Origin of the sequence: Brevibacillus soli, assembly GCF_044759095.2 — a bacterium.
GTDB lineage: Bacteria > Bacillota > Bacilli > Brevibacillales > Brevibacillaceae > JBIYSM02.
This window is the reverse complement of record NZ_JBIYSM020000011.1, coordinates 19,225-44,711: the sequence shown is the minus strand read 5'-3', so window position 1 is coordinate 44,711 and position 25,487 is coordinate 19,225. Positions and strand designations below refer to the sequence as shown.

The window sequence follows — 25,487 nt, the reverse complement described above, 5'->3', positions numbered from 1 at the left end:
GTAAGGAGAAAAAGCTTACCCATTCAAAACTGCCAGAGGCCTGGCGACGATTTTATGAGGAGATAAAAAATAAGGTAACGGTCCGATCATGAAGGAGATCGGACCGTTACTTACGATACAGCGGGTTAAAGGGCATACCACAGGAAGAGTGAGCCAGATACTGCGCTTAGCAAGAACAAAATGATGCCTGCTCGAACCCGCTCTTGAAACAATCGGAGCATCCCCAGACTGAACAAGATGCCGGTCATGGAGATAAAAGCGACTCCAAACCAGAACTGCTCCCACGTTAAACTGGCCAAATCCACGTTACCCATATATGATACACCTTCCTTGTTCTCAAATCCCTGGTTGATTTACCTCTATCTCGGACAATACCAGATTATCCGTTTTCGCACTAGCCATTTTGAGGCCTCGTCACAAAAATGTGCTCAATGGATGAAAATCTTCCATACAAAATGGTAAAATAAAGCTTAGTCTCATACTTTCTTACTCCCTTGGTGATAGGAGCCCTTTGATGACGATTCGAAAAATCCTCTTGTTGGTAATACTGCTCGCCATTGGCTTACTTCTTTTGCCTTACAGCGTTCCGTTCTTGCTTGCCTTACTGACGGCAATGCTCTTGGAACCGTTCGTTTTGTTTATTCTCCAAACGTTTCGTCTGAATCGTTCAGGCGCGGTAACCGTATCCTTTTTGCTGTTCCTGCTTGTATTTGGTGCAAGTGCATACTGGCTGGGAACGCAGCTGTTGGTTCAAGGTGTAGAAATGGCACAGCGTTTGCCCGCTTTTTCTCAACACGTGTTTGAACTGGTGGAGTCTTCCATCTGGAAATGGGAAGCCTACTACGCCTCTTTGCCAGCTGATATCGAATTCCAGCTGCAGCAGCTGTTTACCGGATTAAAAAGCTCCGCTGTCAATGCCGCTTCCGGCATTGCAAAATGGGTCATTGGCGCCGTTGCTTCCATTCCAATATTCCTCCTTACCTCCATAATCTACCTCGTAGCCTTGTTTTTAATCAGCCTTGACCTGCCGAGATTGCGGGCGGGCTTTATGAGAATGTTCACTTCTTCTGCAAGAGAGAAGGTGGAGGTTGTACTTTCTCAGCTAAACCGTGCAACCGTTGGCTTTTTGCGTGCGCAAGTGATCCTGAGTCTGCTTACATTCGCCCTGTCTTTCATTGGCCTGCTGATCTTACAGGTCAAGTATGCCGCACTCATTGCCCTGTTGATTGTGCTTGTGGATATTCTTCCGATCTTGGGAACGGGCTCTTTTCTCGTTCCCTGGGCCGTCTACAATTTTATTGCCGGCAATTCACACTTGGCCATCGGTTTGATCGTTCTCTTTATCGTAATCACCGTGGTCCGACGCACCATTGAACCCAAAATACTTGGTTCCAGCCTTGGAATCAGCGCGTTGGCCGCTTTGGTCAGTCTCTATCTCGGCTTTCAGCTGATGGGTTTTTTTGGACTGATCCTGGGTCCCGCAATGGTTATTATCTATGAAGCGTTGCGTAAAGCCGGCTTCCTAAAATTCAAGATTGATTTTTAATGGACAACCAAGGTAAAAGACCCAGGACTCTCGGCAGAGCCTGGGTCTTTCACGTAGGGTTACCTGTTTTCCATTTTCCCGATGTTTTCAATGGCCGTCCAAACGTCTGTTGTCCCTCCCCCGATATGCCAGTAAGCTGCGCCGGAGATGCCCAACTCGTAGACTTTCCTCATTTTTTCGGAGATGGAGCGACTTTCTTCCAGCCAAATGGAATGCTTCACGCCGTCTTTTGTATACGTGGCTATGTACTGACCCTTGACCGAATCCCATACCATGCGCGGTTTTTTCTCGGCGAGCAGACTGTACAATTCAGGGATCAACAAATCCTTGGACAGAACTTTTCCATTCATGGTGTACCAGTCTCGCGTGTACAGCGGGATTCCGGCGATTACCTTCTTCGCTGGAACAGCCGATGTCATTTTTTGCAGGTTCTGTGTAAACCAAGGCAGGGAAGCAACTGAACCCGCTTTTGGACCGCCGCTCCAATGCTCGTCATACGACATGACAACCATATAATCGACCAGACTGCCCAGTGCCTTATAGTCGTACGCCGCACTCCATGAATTTCCCAAATCGGGTGGAACATCGATGGACAGGATGACGTGATTTGCCTTCAGTGCAGCAGACAGTTCGCGTATGAACGAGGTGTAGTTGTTTTTGTCGCTCGGCTGTACATTTTCAAAATCGATGTTGACGCCATCCAGCTGGTACTTTTTACTGTAGCTGACGATCTGGTTGATGATCGCCTTTCGCTTCGCTTCCTGTGAGATCGCTTGATGCGTCAGAGCCGCATCAAAACGATTTCCAACCATCGCCCACACTTGCTTTCCATTTTGATGGGCCCACTTTACCAACGCTCCGTCTCCGTTGTCAGTGATGTTGCCAGAATCATTGAGGAAGAACCATCGCGGCGACAATACATTGACGGTTGAATTTTGAACGTTTTGAATAAAATCCGTACTGGTCCCGCCGTATTGCCATGCCAACTGGATGGGCTTGCTTTTGTTTCCTGGATTTGCGACCGGAACGCTTAGCAATCGGTTTAAAACAACTGCCATTTCCTGACGTGTCATATGGCTCTTGGGACGAAATTGCCCCTGGTACCCGGACATGTAGCCGGAACGAATGGCTTCCTTGACATACGGTGCGGCCCAGTCAGCGATTTCTTCTGCATCAGATACCGCAACATCGGCATTCTCTATGTATCTCGGCTTTTGGGATCGGACCAAAATGGCAGCAGCCTCCTGCCTGCTTATGTACCGGGAAGGGTCAAACGTGGAAGGACTGGTGCCGCCAATCAACCCCAGTTGTGCGCCTGCATGAATCCAGCCATTTCCCCAATGTCTCTGCGGAACATCCCGAAACGCCTGTATCGGGCTATTGACAGGCTTGATCCCTAGCGTCCGCCCCAACATGGTAACGAATTCAGCACGTGTGACCGGTTGGTTCGGATAAAACCGGCCCTTTCCGTCCCCCATCACAATGCCTTGCTTATGTAAGAGAGATATTTCCGTTCGAGCGTAGCTGTTCGATATGTCGGTAAAAGGATAAAATTGTGCTTCTGTAAAGGATGAAAAAATGCTCAGTTGTAACAATGTGATCAGTGCGAGTTGGAATCGAAACTTTTTCAAATTGTACCTCTCCATGTGCGTTGTTGGAAAAAGTGAAACAAGTTATGTTAAGTATAACTTTGGTAAACGATTGGTTTCATTTCAAACATTTTGGCAATGAAGGAAGATCCTGTTCCAAATATAAGAAAACCCAGCCGACTTTAGCTAACGCTGGTGTCGGCTGGGGCCCCGAACCCTTTCCTTGTGGCTGAATTCGATGTCCCCATGTTATAAATTTCTTATATACAAACAAAAACGGAGTCCCCCACTCTTTTGGGGGACTCCGTCATGGAGAGAAATGGCCTATACTCCGGTACGTCTTCGCTGATTGTTTGGTTTTTTCGTTTGCTGGCTCTTCATCATTTGATTGCCGGATTTCTGATTGGCAAACGAATGTTGGTTCGTTTGTGCTTGCTTTTTTTCAGCAAGCTTTCGTTTCATTGCTTCCTGCAGGCTGATCTTTCCAGGTTTGCTTGCCGCGGTTTCCGTTTCATTGTGGTTATGTTCCGTCATGTTCCATACATCTCCATTCATTTTCTATCCATTTTTCTCGTATAAAACAAAGCCTTCTTTCACATATTATATAGAGTGCTGTTTAAAGCGCAAACGATACTTGAAAATCTGTCTATTTTTTGGAGGTCTTCGCAAATGGGAACCGGTACAGTGAAATGGTTCAACGCAGAAAAAGGTTATGGATTTATAGAAATGGAAGGCGGCAATGACGTGTTTGTTCACTACAGTGCGATCGCCGGTGATGGCTTCAAGTCCCTCGAAGAAGGGCAACGCGTTCAATGTAACGTTGTTCAAGGAAACCGCGGCCCCCAAGCCGAAAATGTTGTGAAAATGTAGGTTTGTTTAGGTTAAAAGAATTGTCCGTGCTTGGGCAGTTCTTTTTCTATTCCATCCCGTACATACGCTCCGGAGGTGTTCGCCAAATGTATCATGCAAAACGAAATCAGGAACCGGTTCAAGATGAAGAGACGTCTGTTTGGACGTGCAGCAATGAAAGCTGTTCGTGTTGGATGAGAGAGAACCTGACGTTTGATAAAAAACCGCTCTGCCCCATTTGCAGCTCCAACATGGTAATGGAAACGAAAATGCTGCCTCCGCTCACCTGGAACTATACGAAGTAGGCTGACACCTGTAATCTGTGGTATAATCGTCGGGCAATCCATTACGAGAGACATGCGGAGGAACCATGTTGACTTTTGAAGAAAAACTGGCGATTATCGAATCGTTCCCGCAATTGCAGCGAAAACAGGTTTCGCTCGGGCGGGTAAATTTTCATTATGAAGGCAGCGTCCATGACAAAAAAATTGTCGTACAGCACTTGCATCCGAACGGGAACGGCTACGTGTACGCTGGACATTTGCCCAAGACGGCCACAGATGATAAAGGGATGGTCAATATTCGCGATTACTCGGAGAACGAGCTTCGCTCTTTGATTGAGGCGTCGATTCGGTACCTCTCCCGCAAACCGGAACCCAAAGCAGAAACAGACGCTGGCGCAGAGGTCCACGAAGACCGTTGGATCGGCCCGGGACAACAAACGCTTCTGCTCGTAAACGAACATGATCTGTGGAATGTTTATGCCGGTCTAAACCTGGAAGAATCTTTTGAATCCTATAAGGAAGCCGAGCAATACCTTTTGGAAGAAGGTTTTACACGTACATAAACATCCTTGTCGACGATGGACGCTCTTTCCCTTGAGGAAAGAGCGTTGCTGTATGATGGGGATTCTCCGATGATCGTTTGCACGTATGCATAATGACACGATCCAATCGGCAAGCTAAGCAGGAAAAGTTTGGCGTTATTGCCTGAAAGGATGTTTTTGCATGGACGACATCATGCTAGCCCGGGCGACGTTCGGCACGACGATGGCATTTCATATCATCTTTGCCACGCTTGGAGTGGGGCTCCCCCTGATGATCCTGCTCGCCGAACTGCTCTTCCAGCGCACGAAGGACAAAGACTACGAGCTGATGGCCAAACGGTGGACAAAAGGACAAGCCATTTTGCTTGGAGTCGCCATCCCTTCAGGCACGATCGCCGGTGTGCAGCTCTCTTTATTGTGGCCGGGTTTCATGGAGGTGGTGGGCAAAGTCATTTCTCTGCCGTTTCAAATTGAAATCTTTGCGTTCTTCCTAGAGGCTTTGTTCATGTCCATCTACGTATACGCGGCCGATCGCCTGACACCGTGGATGAGAATCATGAGTGTGTTTTTTGTCCTGCTCGGAGCGACTGCCTCTGCCGTCCTGATTACCAATGTACATGCGTTTGAGGGCACTCCTGCCGGGTTTCAAATCGTCAATGGCAGCATTGTGAACGTAAATCCGTGGGCCGCCTTTTTTAATCCGAGTTTTTTTGTCACGGCTCTCCACGTGACGGTATCGGCCTATATGACCGGGGCCTTCGTCATTGCTTCCATCGCCGCCTTGAAAATGCTGAAGGCAAAAAAAGCGAGCCGGGAGTATTTGTTTCACCAAAAAGCGTTGTTGATGGGTCTCATTATGGGGGGGGCCTTTTCCCTGCTCACTGCCCTAAACGGGCATGAGTCGGCACAATATCTTCATCGCTACCAGCCGGAGAAACTGGCCGCCGCCGAAGGCCTGTTCGAAACGCAGCCGTACGCTCCGCTGGCGATCGGGGGATTTACCGATCCGGTAACCAAAGAGGTAAAGTACGCCATTGAGATTCCTTGGCTGCTCAGCTTTTTGGCCGGCAACCGTTTTGACGAGGTGGTGGTCGGACTGAATGATTTTCCGGAAGAATACTGGCCGCCCTTGTTTGTTCACACCTTGTTTAACGCGATGGTCGGAATCGGTTCGATGCTGATTTTCGTAGGATTTCTCGGGTTTGCCTGGAAAAAGCTGCTGAAGCGGGAGTCATTTCCCCGCTGGGTGATGTGGATCTTCGTCTTAAGCGGCCCGCTCTCCATGCTGGGAATTGAATTTGGATGGGTATTCGCCTGCACAGGGAGACAGCCGTGGGTGATTTACCGAACCATGAGGACCGCTGAAGCCGCAACCCGGGCAGAGGGTCTGGCCGTCCTGTTTGGTGTGTTTCTCGTGTTTTACCTCCTGCTCGCCGTCATCACGGTATTCGTATTCCGGCATTATTTCCGGCGTCATCCTCTGAAACTGGATGGAGGTGAGCCTGAGTCTGTACAATAAACCTTGCGCAAAAAGGATTGGTGTGAAGTGACAGATACGATTATTGCGGTGACGCTGCTCTGGATCTTTGTCATGATCTACTCTGTGGCCGCCTCCATCGACTTTGGCGCCGGGTTTTGGTCGATGGTGTATGTGAATCATGAAAAGACCCGTGCGACCAACATCGCCAACCGGTATCTCTCCCCTTCCTGGGAAGTGACCAATGTGTTTATCGTGCTGATCGTCGTCGCTCTCGTCACCTTTTTCCCGGGCGCCATCTACACCCTGGGAACCGTCCTCCTGATTCCGGGAAGCCTGGTCGTTCTGCTTCTGCTCATCCGCAGCGCGTTTTTGGTGTACGCCCATATGGTTCCCAAGTACAACAAAATGCTAAGTATCGTATCCGGCATTACCGGCATTCTCATCCCCGCTCTGTTGATCGCCGTGCTGCCGATCACCCAGGGAGGATTTGTCAAACGGACAGAAGGGGTTCCGATGCTCGATTGGAAAGAGCTGTTGACCAGTCCGCATGTCCTGTCCTACATCGGCCTGGCCATCGCCAGTACGCTGTTTCTCTCGTCGCTCTTGTTAAGCGATTATTCCTTCGTATCGAACGAAAAACAGGCGTTTGAGATCTACCGGCGTGATGCGGTACTGCTTGGACCCGTCACCCTGTTGATGGCGCTGTTGACGCTGCAAACCATGAGATGGGAAGCGGCTTGGCTGTATGACAAACTGTTCGGCTATCTGCCCTGGCTGATTGTGTCGGCCCTCTGCTTTTTTCTTGGGTACATTTTGCTGTTGCTCCCGCAGCAGGTCAAACTGGGACTTCATCTTCCCAGACTCGCCGTCATCAGCGTCACCGTGCAATACCTGCTGGCCAGCTATGCCTACGGAGCTGCCCATCTGCCTTATATCGTGTACCCGGATATTACGATCCAGTCCGGCTTTACCGATCCCGCTACCTTTCGCGCCCTGTTCGTCAGTTATCTGGTCGGCTTTGCCATCTTGATTCCGGGATTTATCTTTTTTTGGCGGATGTTTATGAAGGATGAAGCCTACCTCAGGCAAAAACAGTAGAACGATGAAAAACGGGCAATAAATTTTCCGCTTGTGGACAATTACTAAAGAAGAAGGAGGGATTTCGCGTGAATGGAATGGATTGGGTAGAATTTCTCAGGCAGACGGAAAACAAAATGGCGCATCTCCATAAAGCGATGGATGAGATCAGTTTGAAACCGGAGTATACCGAAACGCTCAGCGCGATGACAGAGGTATTGCGGGATTATCAAACGCTGCTTGAGAAGGCCAGAGAAGAATTGAACGAATCGGAAATAGGTCACCGCAGAGAAGAGCAATAGCAACTCTGCTTATAAAAACAAGCCCATGCGTCACTGGGCTTGTTTTTTGTTCGTGTATAAGAATTTATAAATTTGGACATCCCAGCCGCTAGAAAAGGGTTCGGGGCCCCGCCCGGCGAAGAAAGGGACCCCACTCGGCTCAGCGATAGCTACCGCCGAGTGGGTTGAGGATAGCGAATGCCGGGTGGGTTTTCTTAACCATTATCCAATTTGTTGAAAGAACTTCTCACGCAATTTCGTAAGCATATCGCTCGTCATTTTTTGCAGGTCAAATTCCGCTTGAAAGCCCCACTCTTCTTTGGCTGCCGTCGCGTCAATGGAATTTGGCCAACTGTCGGCTATAGCTTGCCTTACGGGATCGACAGCATAATCCATGGTAAACTCCGGAATGTGTTTTTGAATGGCCGCTCGGAAGTCCTCCGGTTCCACACTCATCGCTGTGACATTGAACGCATTGCGGTGTTTCAGCTTGGACGGATCGGCTTCCATCAACTGAATAATGGCGTTCAGTGCATCCGGCATATACATCATGTCCATATAGGTGCCTTGGGCAATATACGAGGTGTATGTGCCCTTTTTGATCGCATCGTAATAAATTTCCACTGCGTAGTCCGTGGTGCCTCCCCCCGGCGGCGTTACGTAGGAGATCAGCCCCGGAAAGCGCAGTCCGCGCGTATCAACGCCAAATTTGTGATAGTAATAATCGCAAAGCAGTTCACCGGATACTTTGTTGACTCCATACATGGTGGTCGGGCGCTGAATGGTATCTTGCGGCGTATTTTCTTTTGGTGTGGACGGCCCGAATGCTCCGATGGAACTTGGCGTAAAGAACTGACACTTGAGCTCTCTGGCGACTTCGAGCGCGTTGAGCAGTCCGCCCATGTTCAGATTCCACGCCAAAAGCGGTTTTGCTTCCGCCGTTGCAGACAACAGGGCAGCCAGGTGAATAATGGTATCAACCTGGTAACTTCGGGCGATGTCAGCCATGGCTTTTGCATCAGTGACATCCAGGATCTCGAAGGGCCCGGATTGAACGACCTTATTATCCTCGATTCGTCTGATGTCGGTTGCGATGACGTTGTCCGCACCGTAGCTGTCTCTCATTTTCATCACAAGCTCGGAACCAATTTGTCCAAGCGCACCGGTTACCAGGATTTTTTTCATGACAGGATCCCCATTTCTTTGCCAACTTTTTCATAGATGTTCAATGCGCGGTCCAGCATTTCTTTTGTATGTGCAGCTGTCGGCATGTTGCGTACCCGTCCCGTTCCCTTCGGAACCGTCGGGAAAACGATTGCTTTGGCGTATACGCCCTCTTCATACAGACGCTTGCTGAACTCCTGGGTTTGGCTCTCGTCTCCGATCATGCAGGGAGTGATCGGCGTTTCGCTTTCCCCGATGTTGAATCCCAATTCTTTCAAGCCTTTTTTCAGGTAATTTCCATTGTTCCACAGCCTGTCATGAAGATCGGTGCTGCTCATGAGGATGTCGATGGCTTTGGTAGCGGCTGCTACATCCGCCGGTGTCAAAGCAGTGGAGAACAGGAACGGTCTGCTCCGTACTTTTAGCCAGTCAATCAGATCTTTCTTGCCGGCTACATATCCGCCGACAACACCAATCGCTTTGGACAAAGTGCCAATTTGGAAATCAATCTTGTCGGATAGACCAAAATGCTTTACGGTGCCGGCGCCTTTCCCCATTACACCAGAACCATGGGCATCATCCACGTAGGTAATCAAATCAAATTCCTCAGCTACTTCCACGATCTCCGGCAGTTTTGCCACATCGCCGTCCATGGAGAAAACCCCGTCGGTAATGACCATGATTTTTTTGTAACGGCCGGACTCCTTGGCTTCTTTCGCTTTGGCTCGCAAATCGTCGATGTCGGAGTGATTGAAGCGAATGATTTGGGCTTTGGACAAACGACAGCCATCAATGATGGAGGCGTGATTCAGTTCATCGGAGAGAATCGCATCGTCTTTGTCCATCACGGCAGAGATGGCAGCCATGTTGCAGTTAAATCCCGATTGATAGGCAATGGCTGCTTCTGTTTGTTTGAATTCGGCCAGCTTTTCTTCCAGCTTGACGTGCAGTTCCAGCGTACCGTTGATGGTGCGTACGGCTCCTGCCCCCACACCGTATTTTTTGGTCGCTTCGACGGCCGCCTCGATCAAACGCGGATCTGTTGCCAAACCCAAATAGTTATTGGAGGATAAGTTGATCAGTTCTTTCCCCGCAATGGTAATCATCGGTCCGTTTGCGCTCTGCAACGGATCAATGACATTGTACAATCCTTTGCTTTTCAAGTCGGCCAGATGCTCTTGCAGGAATTGGTCCAGGACTTTACTTGCCATAAAGTACCCCTCCTATGTAGGATCTAAAGGTTTAGGCAGGCTTTTCCGCGCACACAACTGTCCTTGTCACATAGACGGAGAAGGACGAGCTAAACCCTTGTTAAATCTCATCTTTTCATTATTAGATTATCATCTTGTTTCAATAATGTCCATTTGGAGAGGACATAAAAATAACTTTTTTCTTCCCATCCTTAGATAAGTTCCCCTCTTTTGATTCAAATTAGCCCCGGGAGCGACTTTCGCATACGTAAGAAAACCCAGCCGACTTTAGCTAACGCTGGTGTCGGCTGGGGCCCCGAACACTTTTCTAGCGGCTGTATGGGATGTCCAAATTTATAAATTCTTATACACTAAAAAAACCCACCCGGCATGAGCTAACGCTTCGCCGGGTGGGGCCCCGAACCCTTTCCTTGTGGCTGTATGGGATGTCTACTCTTTTCTCCCTTTAACGGCTATACTCCAATCCATGGCCGTACGTAAACATTGTCCCGCCTTGACCATCCGGGATCGTGACAGGAAGCTTTCCAACAGGTTGCAGCTTCCCGAACAGAACTGCTGCCGCCGCCTGGAAGTTCGCAGTGCGGAAACCGTATTGTGTCAGGTAGGCATCCACTTCCGGGTAGGCCATGATGTCATACGGATTTCGAATCGCTACGGTAATAACCGGATGGTTGGTTTTTTCGATAATCTGATTGTACACTTTCATGGTCGGGTTGTCTGGCAGTCTCCCCTTTACGTCAAAGGTATAGGAACCGATTATCACGGTGTCTGCCTCGGTTACCTGTTTCCACTGCTCTTCGGTAAGAGCGCCGTTCTCCACTTTGATTGCGCTTACTTGGGGATGATGCTTTTTTACTGCATCAACCAAACTATCCAAATAGGTCGTGCCGACTACTGCGATGGTTTTCGTGTCATCGACCTTAAGAGGCAGAACCCCTTCGTTTTTCACCAGAGTGATGGCTCCTTCTGCGGCGTCCCCTTCCACCTGCTTGTTTTGGGTGGAGCCGAGCACGGCTTTTGCCCGATCGATCTGTTCCTCTACATCTGCTGGATTCTCCGTTTTGAAAATACCCCGTTTTACTTTGAGGGTAAGAATGCGTTTAACGGAAACATCGATCCGTTTTTCATCTATTTCCCCTGATTTTACCGCCTGTAGAACACCCGCTGTCACTGATTCCAGTCCAATCGGCATCAAGACGATGTCTACCCCTGCCTTGACGGCTCTGACGGCAGCATCAACCGGTCCGAAGTGGTCGGCAATCGCCTGCATGTTCATGGCGTCAGTCGACACCACTCCGTCGAACCCGAGATCGTCGCGAATCAATCCGGTAATCACCTTCGGCGACAAGGTAGCCGGAAGAGCGATCTGTGTACGGTCTTTCCTTGAGATGACCTTGGTGTCATCTATCTTCGGAAACGTGACATGTGCCGTCATGATAGCATCCACTCCGGCGTCGATCGCCTGTTGAAACGGGTAAAGCTCTACTCTTTTCAAGCGTTCCATGTCATGCGGAACTTCAGGCAATCCCAGATGGGAATCGACAGCTGTGTCTCCATGACCTGGAAAATGCTTGGCGGTTGCGGCAATCCCGTTGTTTTGAAGCCCTTTGATGTAGGCAACGCCCAGATCCGCAACGAGCTGCGGATCTTCGCCAAACGATCTCACACCGATCACCGGATTATCCGGATTGTTGTTGACGTCCATGACCGGAGCAAAGTTGGTGTTAATGCCAAGCGCAGCAAGCTCTCTGCCGATGGCGTCTCCCACTTTCCACGCCATTTCCGCAGAACGGGCAGCCCCAAGCGCCATGTTTCCCGGCATATCGGTTCCCTTTTGAATTCTGGTTACGATTCCCCCTTCCTGGTCGATCGTGACCAACAAACCATACTTTTCAGCAGCTCGCTGATAGTCGTTGACAAGCCGAATGGTCTGCTCTGTGTCGACCACGTTCTCTCTGAACAAGATGACGCCGCCGATATGGTATTTCTTGACCTGTTCTACAATTTCAGGCAGCATCCTGGTTACGTCTGCCCCGTTCCACTTTCGATAATCCGGCATCATCATCTGGCCGATCTTTTCTTCCAGCGTCATACCGGCAACGGCTTTATCGATTACCTGGTAGCGGTCCCCGCTTTGTTTGACGACAGATACCTTCTGCTCGTTTTTTTGATGGAGATCAAAGGCGATGCGGTCCTGAAACGTCCCGTCTGAAACCGTGATAAATGTTCTTCCGTTGTGCTCGTGAAAATGTACGTTCCCATAGTCGTCAACAGACGCTACGTTCTTGTTGGATGACTGCCAGCTCAGGTTGTTTCCCGCCCTCGCAAAGTGTCCGTCCGCATACACGTGAAGAGCCTGGAGCTGCAGGGTATCGCCTGCAACTCGCGCCTCTGCTTCCGGGATGTTCAGACTGATGATCAAATCGACAATCTGCTGCTGTTCCGCAGCGCCTGCCTGTTGAATGGTTGTCACACCGAACAACTGGCCAAACAGAAAAACCAACAGAAAACAGAACGTGTATATCCTCTTTCTGTGCGAGTTCATCCTCTTTCCCCCTTTTACTTGCCATCTCGTGACCATCCCTGCGGGCTCCACGTCACGTCCATCGGATTACCGGTGTTATCCATGATCGACGGATGATGAACGAACCATCCCCGTCCGTTTACGATCGAATCCGTACTGTAACGGAATCGAATGTATTTGGTGTCCGCGGGAAGATTCCAGGTGTATGTATGCCAGTCACTCTCACCGGTCAAGGCAGAGCCGACCGGCATCCAGCTTTCACCATTTGAAGAGGCTTCCACATATCCGAAATCGGCTTCATTTTCGATCCGATACCAGGTGTCGAAATGCACGGTACCGCCCTCCCGCAAATCCACTTGGGCGCTTAAGGTATGCTGAAGCTGGTCACCGGTACCCGCAAACCAGCTCGCGTCTTTCCAAGGCTGCTCAACTGGAATGGCGAGCGCCGCCAATCGGGCGACACCTCTGCGAACCGGGTTGGTGGAGACGGTTTTCCGCGTGGGATGCACGCGATTGGTGAGCACGATGCAGATCGTGTCATTATTCGGACTGACAACCAAGGACGTACCCGTATAGCCTGTATGTCCCATGGTGAACGCATCGCCAAGCGCATCCATATACCAGCCCTGATTCAGCTCCCAGCCCAGTCCATGATCGTCTCCGGGGAACTGCGGCAGTTGATTTTCCATCATCAACGCGACGGCTTTCTTGGACAAAATGGTTTTCCCGCCGTAGGTTCCGCCGTTCAGCATCATCTGCGCAAAGACGGCCAAATCCTGTGCGGTACTGAACACGCCGGCGTGGCCAGCTACTCCATCCAGTGACCATGCTTTTTCATCGTGGACTTGCCCCCAGACGAGATCCCTGTTTGTCCAGGGTTGGTATTCGGTTGCAGCGATTCGTTCCCTCAACGCTTCCGGCGGGTTGTACATCGTATCCGACATTCCCAAGGGTTTTGTAATGTGCTCTTCCACGTATTCGTCCAGACGCTGTTCGGACAGCCTCTCCACCAGAGATCCCAGGACAATCAGGTTCAAATCACTGTACACGTATTCGGTGCCCGGCCGGTTGACGAGGGGATGCCGGTAAACGGCTTGCAGTCGTTCTTCTCGATTGCTTCCGATTTGTTCCAGGCGTATCGACGGTTCAAACCCGGACGTGTGTGTAAGAAGCTGCCGGATGGTCACCTCTTCTTTTTCATTCTCCGCAAACTCGGGAATATACCTGGCAACAGGGTCATCCAGCTGAAAGCGCCCTTGATCGTAGAGCTGCATGACAGCTGCTGTCGTAAACAGCTTGCTGACCGAAGCCACATCGAAAATGGTATCCGGCTTCATGGCGATCGGCTGTTCAAGCAGTGTAAACTTGTCGTCTGCGTATTTGGCAGCATGACCGTACGCCTGCTCCTTTACGATGACACCCCGTCGTGCTATCAAGACAACGGCCCCAGGCATCACGTTCTCTTCGATCGCGGTTTGGATAAAGGAATCGATTTCATTGAGCGGTGCCTTATTCATGCCGGCGGCTGCGGGGTCACCGGGATGCAGTTTTTTCGATGAAGAACCCGGCTGATCCCAAGGATGAGCCAACGGATGTGCAACTGGTTTTGCTTTCTTTTCTTTTCCCTCGATTGACGTCAAGCCTTCGCCAGCCTGATCAGCGACCGCGACGGGCAACGTCGACGAACCGAGTGTCAAACAAAGGATCCATCCCAGCATCATGGTCCGTTTTTTCACGTTCATCCTCCCCTAGTGGTAAAGGTAATATTTCTCTCGCATCTTTTTAAACTGGTCGAGCGGTTCCTGCCAGTCCGCGACAATCTCATCCACCTGTCTCCCGGAATCGATGGCTTTACGCACGCTGTCCGTGCCCATCAGTTTGTCAATCCAGTTGTCGCTCCGCCAGGCAAATTCTGCGGGATAGAGTGCCTTCACTTCCGCGATCAGGGAAAGCGCGGTGCGAATTGGATCGTATTCGTTTCGATCCGTCACGTATACCTGAACTCCGCCGACATTTTTTCCAGAGTATTTTGAAAAAGTCGGGGAGAAGTACGCTTCGCGAAACACGACTCCCGGCAATTGGAGGCGGTTCATTCGCTCTGCCAGTTCCCAACCCTTGATGTACGGAGCGCCGAGCAGTTCAAACGGCCTTGTGGTCCCTCTCCCCTCGGAAAGGTTGGTTCCTTCAAACAAACAGGTTCCGGGGTAGACTGCAGCGGTGTCGACCGTGGGCATGTTGGGGGAAGGCAGCACCCAGGGCAACCCCGTTTCCTCGAACCACATGTCCCGTTTCCAGCCCTTCATTTTTATCACGTGCAGATCAGCTTTCTTTCCGATTTCCTGCTCCAGGAATTGCTCGTTGAATAAAGCTGCCAGTTCCCCTACCGTCATTCCGTGTCGGACGGGAATCGGAAATATGCCGACAAACGACTTGTAATCAGGCTCTAGGACGGGGCCTTCCACTTTTTCCCCTCCGATCGGATTTGGCCGATCCAGTACGACAAACGGCTTGTCTCGCAAGGCTGCCGCTTCCATGGCATACGCCATCGTCGAGATGTACGTGTAGAAGCGGGAACCTACATCCTGGATATCAAACAACACGACATCCACCTGGTCAAACAAGGGCGCGATTTCTTCCGGTTTTTTTCCGTACAGGTTGTAAAACGGCAATCCGGTTTTGGGGTCTTCGTAGGAGCCGGGAACGGAACCGGCCTCTTCGGTTCCGCGAATGCCGTGTTCCGGCCCGTAGACCGCGACCAGATCGATCCCTTTTTCCAGGAGCGCATCCACATCATGAATCAAATCGCTGGTGATGCCCGTCGGATTGGTAATCAATCCGACTTTCTTGCCCGATACCACACCGGGATCATCCAGCAGCACTTCGATTCCCGGCTTTACAGCAGGACGCTTTTCCTTTGCCAGTACCGAATGGGAATGGTCCATGCCGGCAAGCGGCAGCATACAGAGCAAAGCAAGAAACGGCAGGTAAAACAGCCAGCGCGATCTTCGCAAATACAACCACCTCTCCTTCACGGGTTTGATAAGAAGTGCAGGTTTGTCATGGAAGCCCTTACCATTGAATATAAAGGCTAGTCCTTTTCTTTTCGCGGGAAAAAATTACCAAAATTTAAGAATATTTATGAAATTTTACGACATTCCGTGGTGCTTTTTTCCTATTTTTTCCTTTCCATGAATTAGTATTCGCAAATGTATTTTTTCCATTCATCGAAAATTCTTTTTCACAGCGCATAGGAAAACGCCCGTCACAAATGCGACGGGCGTAATCGGGCAATCTTTTTACTTAGGACTGTGCCGGCAAGGCGGCTTTCTCTCTGTTCTTCGCTTTTTCCGGCGGGCTGAAGGTCGAGACGAAAACGCCGAGTATCACCAGAACGATACCGATCACCTGCTGCCAACCGATTGAGGAGTCGTAAAACAAAACGGCGATCCACGCCGCATTGATGGGCACCAAATTCATGTACATGCTGGCCTTGCTCGCGCCAATTTGGTGAATACCCCTGTTCCAGAGGAAAAAGGCAACGACAGTCGCACAAACGACCATGTAGACCATCTCCATCCACGACTGTCCAGACATGGCAAGGACGTTCCCCCATCCTCCTTCCCAAACGGACCAAAAGAGGAGCGGGATGGAACCGACGGTTGTCGTTACGGTCGTGGCAAAAAGGGGGGAAACACCTTTCATCACGACTTTCCCGATCAAGCTGTGCACCACCCAGCTGATAAGCGCAACCGAGAACAGCAGGTCTCCAAGGTTAAAGGTAAGGGAGAATAACGTATGCAAAGAGCCCTTTAAAATAACAAGGATCACGCCCGCCAGTGACAGCGCAAGACCCAACCCCAGGCGTTTGTTCCACGGCTCCTGCAGGAACAGCACCGCCCCTACTGTCATAAAAACCGGTGTGGTGGCCATGATTAAAGACCCGTTGATTGCCGAAGTGTAACGGAGAGCGAGAAAGAAAAACGCGTTATACGCAAATATACCGGTTAGCGCCATCAGCAATAAGCCCCGCCAGCGCAGCCGCAAAGACGCTAAATTCCATTCCGATTTGAAGAGAGCGACAGCCAAGAGGATCAATCCTGCCAAACCAAACCGAAGTGCCGCCGCTGTAATGGAAGGAATCTCCGTGATCACGTGTTTCGCTGCCCCAAACGCACCTCCCCAAAACAATGGCACCAACAATAGCAACAAGGAGATTCTTGTCTGCTGCCGGGACGACTGGGTCTCCACTAGACTCCCTCCTTTCCTTGAAGGTAATGACGCAACTCGTTCATCGGCCGCAGCCAGTTTTGCTTCATGAGCACAGCAGCCGTTTCTGCGTCGCGTGAAACAAACGCCTTGATGATTTCCTCATGCTCACGTATCGAATCCGCCTTCGATGTGATCTGTTCTTTTAGAAACAAGTATTTCAGACGGCGGATATGCAGCTGCAAGATGGATCTTTTTCTTTGGCAGACATTCGCAGCGGAGGGCGAAAGTCTTTCGGTATGGGCATGGCTCAACAATGCCTCCTCTATTTTGATTTATCAGAAATATATCGCATATGTATTTACCAGTCAAAACAAAAAAAGTTTCTTCCCATGGAAGAAGCAGGCTGTCGAGAAAGTATCGACAGCCTGAGGACATCGGCAGATGTCCTCGTTCATTCGTTTGAGACTTAGAATTGACCATGTTCAATTGACGGGGAATGCACATGAGCCTGTATTCCGTAGGGGTTGCGCACAGCCCTCAAGGGAGTATTGCTCGTTTTTTCAGGAGCGTTTGGGACACATATGGATCAACGAGCGAAATCATCATTGGACAAGATTGACCGCTTCCTGTTCGTTCGGATACATGATTGCCTAATCTCCTCCCCTTTGGTTTTCGCCCTAGCTTATGAGCGAGACGCCCATCAGGTGAAACTCCCCTATGCAAAAAACTCCCCCGCCTGATGCGAGGGAGCCTGACGATTGCCTCAGATTATTCCGGAATGACACGCTTTACTTTCACAACGCGTTTTTCCCAGTTGGTGTCCCAGAACTTGGAGTACGTTACGCCAGGTCTTCCGTAGGTGTGAAGGATCTTACCGTTGCCGGCGTAGATGGCCACGTGCGTAATCCGTTCAGAAGAAGTGTTCACGCTTGCCTTCATGAAGACCAGATCACCTTTTTTCAGGTTTTTCAGCGATACCGTCTTCCCTACAGTCGATTGCTGGCGAGAGTCGCGCGGCAGGGTGATTCCAGCTTCCTTGAACACACGCTGGGTGAAGGAGGAGCAGTCGAATGTCTTGGTTGTATACTTGCTGGAGCCGTATTTGTACGGAGTACCCAAGTATTTTTCGCCAATTTTGATAACTTTATCGGCCAATGCGCTGGAATCAGGCTTTACCGTTGCTGGTTTTGTTACGGTCTCCTGGAGGATACGACGAGCACCAACGAACTTGTTTTCGTAATCTTTAAAAGATTTCAGCACCACTTCGTCTTCACGCATGGAAGAATACACGAAGCTGCCGTTCCCGATGTATACGCCCATAAAATTCGGCGCACCGGAACCGTAAGAATTGAAGAAAACCAAGTCGCCTGCTTTCAGATCGCGCTTCTCAACCTTTGCGCCTTTCTTGTACAGGGCAGCAATGGTATCGTCAATCTTGATACCTACCTTACCGTATATGTAGGTCGCAAGATTGGCGGAACCGAAAGAATTTGGACCGTTCGCTTGGAATTGATAATCTTTTCCAATCAACGATTTGGTTATTTTGACAATCTGTTCAGCTTTTGCAGAGTCTTGCGAAGATGCGGCTGCTTGTCCAACCTGACCACCCATTAACAGGGACGTACTTAGCATGACGGCAAGGGCAGATTTCAACATCCAATCTCGTTTCGTCACGATCTTTTCCTCCTCGTAATGTTGTGTCGTGGTGTCCCCCTACGCGGGGCACAATCAAAGCGTACCCCATAAGGGAAAGGGAGGATAAGACTGAAAAAAATTCCAATAGGCAAATTGGTAACATGGAACTAAATGAAAAACCCATGCGAATTGTTGGCGCTCTTGACTTATAGTTCGATAGTATCATAAGGGATTGAGAGTGATTCTCACAAGCGAAAGAAGTAAAATATTGTAGAATTTCGTCATATATTGTCATTATTCTAATGCCATTCTGGTTAACCTTGGAAGGAATATGAAGGTTACACGCGAATGTATAAAATGAAAACATTTTATAGCAGGACGCATTGGAGTTGGTTATTTTTGCTAATTAGAGTGTTTATCGTCATCTATGTCCTGTTCATATCCGCAGCTACCGTTCTACTGGAAAAAACCGAACAACCGATTCTGACGTTTGGCGCGGGGTTTCTCCTGATTTTGTTCACTAATCTTGAACAAAAGAACGAGCGTCTGCGGATGCTGACTTTGCTTACGCTGGCCCTGTTTCATTGGTTGAGTCAGATCAATTGGTGCTTGCCGCTGTATATCATCTTCGCGGCTCAGGAGTTTTTACGTTTGAAGACGATAAAAAAAACAATCGTTGCAGCCCTGCTGTATGCCTCTCTTTATACGCTGATCCGCCTTTCCTACACTCCTGCGGGTCTCTACCACAAGCTGGTGAGTATCTCTGATTTCCTCGGGTTCATCGCGATAGCATTTGGTGTCTCCCATATTCTGAAAGTGGAGATGGAGAAGCGTCAGTTGATGGAAACCAACCAGCACCTGATAACCCGCGACCCCTTGACCGGTTTGCTCAATTTTCGCGAGTGCCATCGACAACTGGAAATGCTGATGCTGCAAAAGCGTCAATTCGTCTTCTTTCTCATTGATTGCAATAATTTAAAGTCCCAAAATTTCGAACTTGGGTACGTGGGGGGAAACCAAATTCTCGTTCGCGTTGCGGAGTATTTGCAGGATGCGTTTTCGGAATGTTTCCTGCTTAGCCGATATGGAGGCGATGAATTTGCCGTTTGTCTACCCCTTGACCAAGACTCCTGTCTATTGGAACACTACATCGAAACCTTGGAAAGCGATTTTCACCGAAAGTTGGGGGTTCATGCAAGTTACGGTTACGGGATCTTTCCTGTTCACGGGAGTTCAAAGGACGAGATTGTCAAGTACGCGGAGAACATGCTGTACACCATGAAGCGGGAACGGTGGCTCGAACGTGAACAACAGCTTCTCAGCTCGGAAAAACTGCGTGTCGTCGGGGAACTGGCAGCCGGTTTGGCTCACGAAATTCGCAATCCGATGACGACCATTAAAGGATTCCTGCAAATCTCCAAGTCCCGCGAGTACAATATCCAGCCCTGGTACGACCTGATGATGGACGAGATTTCCAGAGTCAATGAGTTAACCTCCGAGCTTCTGCAGTTTTCCAAGCCAACCATTACACAGTTTACTCGACAGTCGCTGCAAGAACTGACGAAACGGGTCCTATCGCTGATGGAATCACAGGCGTTGTTCCAAGGTCACCAAATCATATTGGATTCCGCTGAAGCCCCGATGTACGCTTTTCTGGAGCGGGATAAAATGGTACAAGTATTGCTCAACTTGGTAAAAAACGCCTTTGAAGCGATGAAACAGCCTGGAATAATAACCATCCGCCTTTACGTTGACGATGCCTGGGGAGTCATCGAGATTCAGGATACGGGTGAGGGCATACCCAATGACAAACTCATTGACATCTTTGTTCCGTTTTACACGACGAAAGAAAATGGTACGGGTCTGGGTCTGGTCATAAGCCAAAAAATTGTTCAAGATCAAGGAGGTATCATTGAAGTGGAAAGCGTCGAGCACGCGGGCTCCACCTTCCGGATCAGGCTCCCCCTTCAACACAGCTAATCACAAAACAACCCGCACAACGATGTGCAGGCTGTTTCCCTTTTTGCTATCACGTTATGTCAGCTTGGCGGTAAATTCACCCCAAACCTGATCTCCCCAGAGCATGGTTAATCTGTCTCCATTTGCTACCGGTCCCACTCCAGCAGGTGTACCGGTGTACAAAATGTCGCCTTTAGACAGGCCAAAGTGCTCTGTCGCAAAGCGGATCACGGTCAACAGATCAAAGATAACGTCTCCGATATTACCGCGCTGTACCTGCTCGCTGTTTTTTAACAAGGAAAAGTCAGTCTGCTTGCACGCTTCCAGTCCCGGGAACGGATGAAACGGAGTAATGACTGCAGAATTGCGGAAGCCTTTTGCGAGCAACCACGGATGCCCTTTCTTTTTCAGCTCACTTTGCACGTCGCGCAAGGTAAAGTCGATTCCAACTGCCATACGGTCAATCACATCTTCCACCTGCATGCCTTCCTGATAGGATCGTGCGATGTGAAAGACCAATTCCGTTTCATAATGCAGCTCTCCGCGATCGCCCGGCAGCTCAATCGCACTGCCGTCAGCCAGCGCAAGCGCGTGGGTTGGCTTATTAAATAGAAACGGTGTGGTAGGAACCTCGTTTCCCAGTTCAGCCGCATGCAATCGATAATTTCTTCCCACGCAAAAGATGTTCCGAATGTGATCCATTTGTTTTTCTCTCCCTCTCTATCAGCCCTTGTTGTGATGCAGCCACGCCTTGCCCCAGTTTCGCATCTCATTAAAAATCGGACGAAGCTGCTCTCCCTTTTCCGTCAGAGAATACTCAACCCGCGGCGGTATTTCCGGATACAGAACGCGGAGGATGATTCCTTCCTCTTCCAACTGTTTCAGCCGAAGTGTCAAAGTCTTCGGACTTACCCCTTCAAAAGCCCGCAACAGCTCTCCGAAGCGCTTGGGACCCGTCAACAGCTCACGCAAAATCCAGAGAGTCCACTTGCCGTCAATAATGCTAAGCGTGGACTTGATGGCGCAAAAATCCTCCAGATTTTCCATGTCGTTCAAAACCTTAGGCTCTCGGTCCTGTTGCATGGTTCGCATCACTTCCCTTTTTGAATGTAACCAACCTGAGTGAAATGAGATTGCATAAACCCAATTATAGGATAAAAAAGTCATGACTATCAAATCAATACGAACATAGGAAAGATTGCAAATACAATTGCAAATAAACGTTCCAAAAAAGCGCCCGCCCAGCCTTGCGCTGCCTGGTCGGGCACTTGATATTCAAGATTCAGATTTGCCATCTTCCGAACAACAGCTGTTCGTTTCCTTTCTCTTCCACCCATCGCACTTTGTCGCAAATCTCTTCCAATGCGGTCTCCAAATCATTCTGAACGGGACGTGCAAAGCAGTAGGAGATGCGCCAGCATTCGCAATCGTCGCCGCAATAACGGAGTTCGTATTCGGTGCTGTTATCAATGACGCAGCGGCGTGAGTCCATGGTGGCCTGCAGAGGAAACAGTCCGTCCCATTGGCGGGAATCATACACAGAGGTGACTTCCACCGAGAGCTCGTTTCGATCCGGCAAACGGGAAAAAATGACCGTGTCTTCACGAAAAAAACGAATCCCTGAGGGCAGCTGATCCAACAAGGTAAAACGGATGCCTGAAGGCAAGTCGTCGGTCTTCAATCCAACAATCAGCCTCCCGGGCAATAGGTAATTGCCTTCGCTGTCGCTGCACAGTGTTTCGCCCAACACGACAATTTCTGATTCGCCATTGCCTTCTTTCTTTTCAATGATCATCGTAAACACACCTCCTGTACGCTCATTATTGACGGAACGTCCAACATGCAAACAGAAGGGGAAGTGTTTTACCTGTTATTCCATTTCTTGCGCTTTTTCAAACGCTTTGAGAATGTTTTCAGCAGGATGGGCACCAGACAAACCTAGCTTTCCATCGACGACAAAGAAGGGAACGCCGGTGATCTGCAGATCGCGGGCATAGGCCAAATCCTCTTCAATCTCATCCTGTTTTGCGCCGGCCAATATCTGCGAACGGATTTCTTCCGGTTGCAACCCCTGCTCCTCGGCAATGGAGACCAAAACATCGAGATCGCCGATGTCCCGTCCTTCTTCAAAATACGCTTTATACACCGCTTCCACCATTTCTCCTGTTTTCTCGGGTGGAGCCAGTTTCACCAATGCATGGGAAGCCAGGGTATTTGGACGATATTGGACACGGTCAAAATGGAAAACAATTCCGGCTGCCTGCCCTGCCTGCGTCGCGTGCTGCAGCATCTGCTCCACCACCTGCGGACCACCCTTTAACGCCGCCATCGTTTCGCGAAACGGAAGACCTTCTTTCGGCACCGTCGGATCAAGCAGAAAGGTTCGATAACGGATGGTTACCGGTTCACCTTCCCACCGCGCGATCGCTTCCATCAGATGCTTTTTGCCGATTCGGCACCACGGACAAATTGTGTCCTGAAACACTTCAATCAACATAAGGTTCTGTGCTCCCTTCGGATAGGCTTCCATTATTGTACCTGAAAGAAGTTCCTCTTGTAAGTCAATGAACTTTTGTAAGTGTCACTGTGGTCTCCGGTTATATCCGTGCTCGCCAAACGGCTGCAGCTTTGCAATCCATTTCTCCTTTAGCGCTTTTAACTGCTCGTAGACGGCCGGTGTCAACTCGTCGATGTCCTCCAGCTTCTCCAGCACTTCGAAGGAAAAGCGGTCCTCTCCCCAGCGATTCCAATCAAGCTGCAGTTCCTGATTACGGTGTACCCCCAAACGCAGTTGAAACTGGTGGCGGTTGTAAATAACATCTACATTCACGTTGCTGTCCACGCCCTCTCCCTTTCTATCCTTTTACCCAATACTGGCTGCCGTCTGCCTTGCGATCGAGAAACCCATACTCGATCAAATAGCGACGCAGCGTGACGTAATCGTGAAAAACAGATTTCAACTGCTCGTTCACTTCCTTTTCCGAGTAGGTCCGATGGGGCACAAATCGCTTGCTGATGTGCTTCAAAATCGCTGCCTTGCGTTTTTCCTTGCGGGGAAACTCCAGGAGCGGTCCATCCAATCCCTCAGGGAAGTACTGAGACAGGATTTCGTCATTCTCTTCCTCCGTAATGGCAAATCGTTCATCCGGCATCGCGGCGTTTTTCGGAACAGTGATAAAGCGCGTTTTTTCGTATCTTTTCCCTCCAGCAAACCCATGATGGCGAGAAAGACTTTCGCCTGCTTCTCCTTCTCCCACCCGGCATTAGCTATCCTCACCCCACTCGGCGGTAGCTATCGCTGAGCCGAGTGGGGTCCCTTTTCTCGCCGGGCGGGGCCCCGAACACTTTTCTAGCGGCTGTATGGGATGTCCAAATTTATAAATTATATACTAAAAAAAGCCCGACATTCGTCGGGCCCTACTATTTGAGGAAAGGTAATCCTACTAGAGTTGGAGTGGAGCGGACGACGGGTCTCGCTTCCACTGGCGCCACTACCTCGAAAGAGCTTCATTGGCAAGCCAGATCTGCAGTACACGAGTGTTCCTTCATTGCTTCTCACCGAGGGTGAACCCGCGACCTTCGCCTTGGCAAGGCGACGCTCTACCAATTGAGCTACGTCCGTAATTGTATCGTAGCGCGACACTTATTTGATGAGGTTACCATATTGGTGCGGTCAAGAGGACTTGAACCTCCACGGTGTTGCCACCACTAGAACCTGAATCTAGCGCGTCTGCCAATTCCGCCATGACCGCACATATTTTGTGGTGCCGGCGATAGGACTTGAACCCACAACCCCCTGATTACAAGTCAGGTGCTCTACCAATTGAGCTACACCGGCAATATTTATTTGGTTGTAAAATGGCGGAGCTGACGGGACTCGAACCCGCGACCTCCGGTGTGACAGACCGGCGTGAACTCCAACTTCACCACAGCTCCATTTTCTGCTCTCGCCTCTCGATTATCTTCTCTCGAAGCGACTCTTGTAATATAGCATGACTACAATTCAAAAATCAAGCGTTTTTCTATTATTTTTTTCAAATGATTTGGTCCCATTTCATCATATTTTCATAGATTTACCAGCCAAAATCAGGTAAAATTTTGACTACTACTGTAGAATGACGAAGAACTGTGGTGACTAACATGACGAAACGTTCAAACAAGCTATTCACAATCTTCTTCCTATTCTCCCTTTTGCCGACTACCGCACATGCTGCCCCTGCTCTGTATGTGGTATCGAAGGGTGACACGCTGAGTAAAATTGCCAGACAGCATCAAACGACGGTTGAACAATTGATGCAGGTCAATCAATTGACCTCTGACCGCCTGGCGATTGGACAAACCCTTGCTTTGTCCGCACAGACTCAGGGCCATCAAGCACAGGAACAGCCGGTTCCAGTCGATGTGACTGCCGTCAACGATTCGCCGTCGACTATCTCTGCGGTCGCTTCGGCCACAAACGCAATGGTTACGGCAGACGTGTTGAACGTACGCCAGAGCCCTTCCCTAGACGGCCAGATTCTGGCCAAACTGCCGTACGGAACAGTTCTTGAGGTAGTGGAGCCCGGCGATGAATGGACAAAAGTACTGTATCAGCAGTCGGAAGCGTATGTCGCTACGCGGTTCCTTACCATGAATGCGAGTGTGTCCGCTGCCCCTCCGATAACAGCAGATCATCAATGGATGGCCCGCCTGCAGGAAATCGTTCAGCCTTTGCTCCATACCCGGTATATTTTGGGAGGCACCACTCCTGACGGCTTTGACTGCAGCGGTTTTACCTCGTACGTCTACCAGCAGCTCGGCCTCACGCTGCCCCGCACTTCGGAGGAACAGTTCGAAGTCGGGCAAGCTGTCGCACTTGAACAGGCCGTTCCCGGCGATTTGCTCTTTTACGACTCGCTGCGAAAAGGTCGAGTTTCTCACGTAGCGATGTATCTCGGTAACGGAATGATCGTCCATGCCAACGGCAGCGAGGTTCGCTACGAAAAGGTGGAAAACATGCACAAGTTGTATCCTTTCTATGGCGTCAAGCGCTATATCAGTCTTGATTCGCCGCAATAAGAAACGAATTGTCGAGCCCGTGTCCCTGATTTCAGGAAATGCGGGCTCTTTTTCGATCAGGTGGCAATGAAAAATAAGT

At 49.8% G+C, this 25,487-nt stretch carries 25 protein-coding genes, 3 tRNA genes and 1 pseudogene; 9 read left to right on the top strand and 20 right to left on the bottom strand.

Annotated features, from left to right (window positions below):
- Nucleotides 1–125 precede the first annotated feature (125 nt).
- Nucleotides 126–314, bottom strand: a complete 189-nt coding sequence (locus ACE99V_RS06570) for a hypothetical protein (RefSeq protein WP_400490262.1) — start codon at nucleotides 312–314, stop codon at nucleotides 126–128.
- Nucleotides 315–514: 200 nt separating this feature from the next.
- On the opposite strand from ACE99V_RS06570, the gene ytvI reads away from it, so the two are divergent.
- The gene (ytvI, locus tag ACE99V_RS06565) at nucleotides 515–1,546 is read left to right on the top strand and encodes a sporulation integral membrane protein YtvI (protein WP_400490261.1); all 1,032 of its coding nucleotides are present in this window, start codon (nucleotides 515–517) and stop codon (nucleotides 1,544–1,546) included.
- A gap of 59 nt (nucleotides 1,547–1,605) precedes the next feature.
- Here the strand turns inward: ytvI and ACE99V_RS06560 are convergent, their stop codons facing one another.
- Complete coding sequence (locus ACE99V_RS06560) at nucleotides 1,606–3,192, bottom strand: S-layer homology domain-containing protein (RefSeq protein ID WP_420998357.1); 1,587 nt, start codon at nucleotides 3,190–3,192, stop codon at nucleotides 1,606–1,608.
- A 267-nt stretch (nucleotides 3,193–3,459) separates the two neighbouring features.
- Nucleotides 3,460–3,669 carry a hypothetical protein gene (locus ACE99V_RS06555; RefSeq protein WP_400490259.1) on the bottom strand — a complete coding sequence of 70 codons (210 nt, stop codon included), beginning with the start codon at nucleotides 3,667–3,669 and terminating at the stop codon, nucleotides 3,460–3,462.
- A 135-nt stretch (nucleotides 3,670–3,804) separates the two neighbouring features.
- Between ACE99V_RS06555 and ACE99V_RS06550 the strand changes: the two genes are divergently transcribed.
- The 6 genes from ACE99V_RS06550 (at nucleotide 3,805) to ACE99V_RS06525 (ending at nucleotide 7,669) form a co-directional block, all read left to right on the top strand.
- Nucleotides 3,805–4,005 (top strand): cold-shock protein, encoded by a 201-nt coding sequence (locus ACE99V_RS06550; protein WP_400490258.1) that lies wholly within the window; start codon nucleotides 3,805–3,807, stop codon nucleotides 4,003–4,005.
- An 86-nt stretch (nucleotides 4,006–4,091) separates the two neighbouring features.
- A complete protein-coding gene (locus ACE99V_RS06545; RefSeq protein ID WP_400490257.1) occupies nucleotides 4,092–4,289 on the top strand; it encodes a cold-shock protein in 198 nt (65 codons plus the stop codon).
- A 65-nt stretch (nucleotides 4,290–4,354) separates the two neighbouring features.
- Nucleotides 4,355–4,831, top strand: coding sequence for a hypothetical protein (locus tag ACE99V_RS06540; protein ID WP_400490256.1), 477 nt, complete (start codon nucleotides 4,355–4,357; stop codon nucleotides 4,829–4,831).
- 160 nt (nucleotides 4,832–4,991) lie between these two features.
- The gene (locus tag ACE99V_RS06535; protein WP_400490255.1) at nucleotides 4,992–6,329 is read left to right on the top strand and encodes a cytochrome ubiquinol oxidase subunit I; all 1,338 of its coding nucleotides are present in this window, start codon (nucleotides 4,992–4,994) and stop codon (nucleotides 6,327–6,329) included.
- Between the two features lie 27 nt (nucleotides 6,330–6,356).
- Nucleotides 6,357–7,388, top strand: a complete 1,032-nt coding sequence (locus tag ACE99V_RS06530) for a cytochrome d ubiquinol oxidase subunit II (RefSeq protein ID WP_400490254.1) — start codon at nucleotides 6,357–6,359, stop codon at nucleotides 7,386–7,388.
- A gap of 77 nt (nucleotides 7,389–7,465) precedes the next feature.
- Complete coding sequence (locus ACE99V_RS06525) at nucleotides 7,466–7,669, top strand: hypothetical protein (protein ID WP_400490308.1); 204 nt, start codon at nucleotides 7,466–7,468, stop codon at nucleotides 7,667–7,669.
- A gap of 201 nt (nucleotides 7,670–7,870) precedes the next feature.
- Here the strand turns inward: ACE99V_RS06525 and ACE99V_RS06520 are convergent, their stop codons facing one another.
- The 8 genes from ACE99V_RS06520 to ACE99V_RS06485 form a co-directional block, all read right to left on the bottom strand.
- Nucleotides 7,871–8,833: an L-threonine 3-dehydrogenase gene (locus tag ACE99V_RS06520; RefSeq protein WP_400490253.1), complete on the bottom strand. Its 963-nt coding sequence runs from the start codon at nucleotides 8,831–8,833 to the stop codon at nucleotides 7,871–7,873.
- The gene (locus tag ACE99V_RS06515; protein WP_400490252.1) at nucleotides 8,830–10,023 is read right to left on the bottom strand and encodes a glycine C-acetyltransferase; all 1,194 of its coding nucleotides are present in this window, start codon (nucleotides 10,021–10,023) and stop codon (nucleotides 8,830–8,832) included. Before ACE99V_RS06515 ends, ACE99V_RS06520 begins: the two co-directional genes overlap by 4 nt.
- A gap of 445 nt (nucleotides 10,024–10,468) precedes the next feature.
- Nucleotides 10,469–12,568 carry a glycoside hydrolase family 3 protein gene (locus ACE99V_RS06510; RefSeq protein WP_400490251.1) on the bottom strand — a complete coding sequence of 700 codons (2,100 nt, stop codon included), beginning with the start codon at nucleotides 12,566–12,568 and terminating at the stop codon, nucleotides 10,469–10,471.
- 14 nt (nucleotides 12,569–12,582) lie between these two features.
- Entirely contained in the window at nucleotides 12,583–14,289 is a 1,707-nt protein-coding gene (locus tag ACE99V_RS06505; RefSeq protein ID WP_400490250.1) for a serine hydrolase domain-containing protein, read from the bottom strand.
- A 6-nt stretch (nucleotides 14,290–14,295) separates the two neighbouring features.
- Nucleotides 14,296–15,558: an exo-beta-N-acetylmuramidase NamZ family protein gene (locus ACE99V_RS06500; RefSeq protein ID WP_400490249.1), complete on the bottom strand. Its 1,263-nt coding sequence runs from the start codon at nucleotides 15,556–15,558 to the stop codon at nucleotides 14,296–14,298.
- Between the two features lie 289 nt (nucleotides 15,559–15,847).
- On the bottom strand, nucleotides 15,848–16,795 hold the full coding sequence (locus ACE99V_RS06495; RefSeq protein ID WP_400490248.1) for a DMT family transporter: 948 nt from the start codon (nucleotides 16,793–16,795) through the stop codon (nucleotides 15,848–15,850).
- Nucleotides 16,795–17,067 carry a GntR family transcriptional regulator gene (locus ACE99V_RS06490; protein WP_400490247.1) on the bottom strand — a complete coding sequence of 91 codons (273 nt, stop codon included), beginning with the start codon at nucleotides 17,065–17,067 and terminating at the stop codon, nucleotides 16,795–16,797. The genes ACE99V_RS06495 and ACE99V_RS06490 overlap by 1 nt, the downstream gene beginning before the upstream one ends.
- A gap of 457 nt (nucleotides 17,068–17,524) precedes the next feature.
- The gene (locus tag ACE99V_RS06485) at nucleotides 17,525–18,430 is read right to left on the bottom strand and encodes a C40 family peptidase (protein WP_400490246.1); all 906 of its coding nucleotides are present in this window, start codon (nucleotides 18,428–18,430) and stop codon (nucleotides 17,525–17,527) included.
- A 360-nt stretch (nucleotides 18,431–18,790) separates the two neighbouring features.
- Here ACE99V_RS06485 and ACE99V_RS06480 point away from each other — a divergent pair, with 360 nt between their 5' ends.
- Nucleotides 18,791–20,371: an ATP-binding protein gene (locus ACE99V_RS06480; protein ID WP_400490245.1), complete on the top strand. Its 1,581-nt coding sequence runs from the start codon at nucleotides 18,791–18,793 to the stop codon at nucleotides 20,369–20,371.
- Nucleotides 20,372–20,425: 54 nt separating this feature from the next.
- Here ACE99V_RS06480 and ACE99V_RS06475 read toward each other — a convergent pair whose 3' ends face one another.
- The 9 genes and pseudogenes from ACE99V_RS06475 to ACE99V_RS06435 form a co-directional block, all read right to left on the bottom strand.
- Complete coding sequence (locus tag ACE99V_RS06475; protein ID WP_400490244.1) at nucleotides 20,426–21,052, bottom strand: fumarylacetoacetate hydrolase family protein; 627 nt, start codon at nucleotides 21,050–21,052, stop codon at nucleotides 20,426–20,428.
- 21 nt (nucleotides 21,053–21,073) lie between these two features.
- Nucleotides 21,074–21,433, bottom strand: coding sequence for a winged helix-turn-helix transcriptional regulator (locus ACE99V_RS06470; protein ID WP_400490243.1), 360 nt, complete (start codon nucleotides 21,431–21,433; stop codon nucleotides 21,074–21,076).
- Between the two features lie 199 nt (nucleotides 21,434–21,632).
- Nucleotides 21,633–22,145 carry a hypothetical protein gene (locus ACE99V_RS06465; protein WP_400490242.1) on the bottom strand — a complete coding sequence of 171 codons (513 nt, stop codon included), beginning with the start codon at nucleotides 22,143–22,145 and terminating at the stop codon, nucleotides 21,633–21,635.
- A 75-nt stretch (nucleotides 22,146–22,220) separates the two neighbouring features.
- Nucleotides 22,221–22,847 (bottom strand): DsbA family oxidoreductase, encoded by a 627-nt coding sequence (locus ACE99V_RS06460; protein ID WP_400490241.1) that lies wholly within the window; start codon nucleotides 22,845–22,847, stop codon nucleotides 22,221–22,223.
- Between the two features lie 84 nt (nucleotides 22,848–22,931).
- Nucleotides 22,932–23,192, bottom strand: a complete 261-nt coding sequence (locus ACE99V_RS06455; protein WP_400490240.1) for a GIY-YIG nuclease family protein — start codon at nucleotides 23,190–23,192, stop codon at nucleotides 22,932–22,934.
- 13 nt (nucleotides 23,193–23,205) lie between these two features.
- A pseudogene (locus tag ACE99V_RS06450) lies at nucleotides 23,206–23,603 on the bottom strand (DUF2087 domain-containing protein); the annotation flags it as partial.
- 412 nt (nucleotides 23,604–24,015) lie between these two features.
- Nucleotides 24,016–24,102 (bottom strand) — tRNA-Leu (locus ACE99V_RS06445).
- 10 nt (nucleotides 24,103–24,112) lie between these two features.
- Nucleotides 24,113–24,188: transfer RNA gene (locus ACE99V_RS06440), tRNA-Thr, on the bottom strand.
- 21 nt (nucleotides 24,189–24,209) lie between these two features.
- Nucleotides 24,210–24,286 (bottom strand) — tRNA-Asp (locus ACE99V_RS06435).
- Nucleotides 24,287–24,490: 204 nt separating this feature from the next.
- On the opposite strand from ACE99V_RS06435, the gene ACE99V_RS06430 reads away from it, so the two are divergent.
- The gene (locus ACE99V_RS06430; RefSeq protein WP_400490239.1) at nucleotides 24,491–25,408 is read left to right on the top strand and encodes a C40 family peptidase; all 918 of its coding nucleotides are present in this window, start codon (nucleotides 24,491–24,493) and stop codon (nucleotides 25,406–25,408) included.
- Nucleotides 25,409–25,487 lie beyond the last annotated feature (79 nt).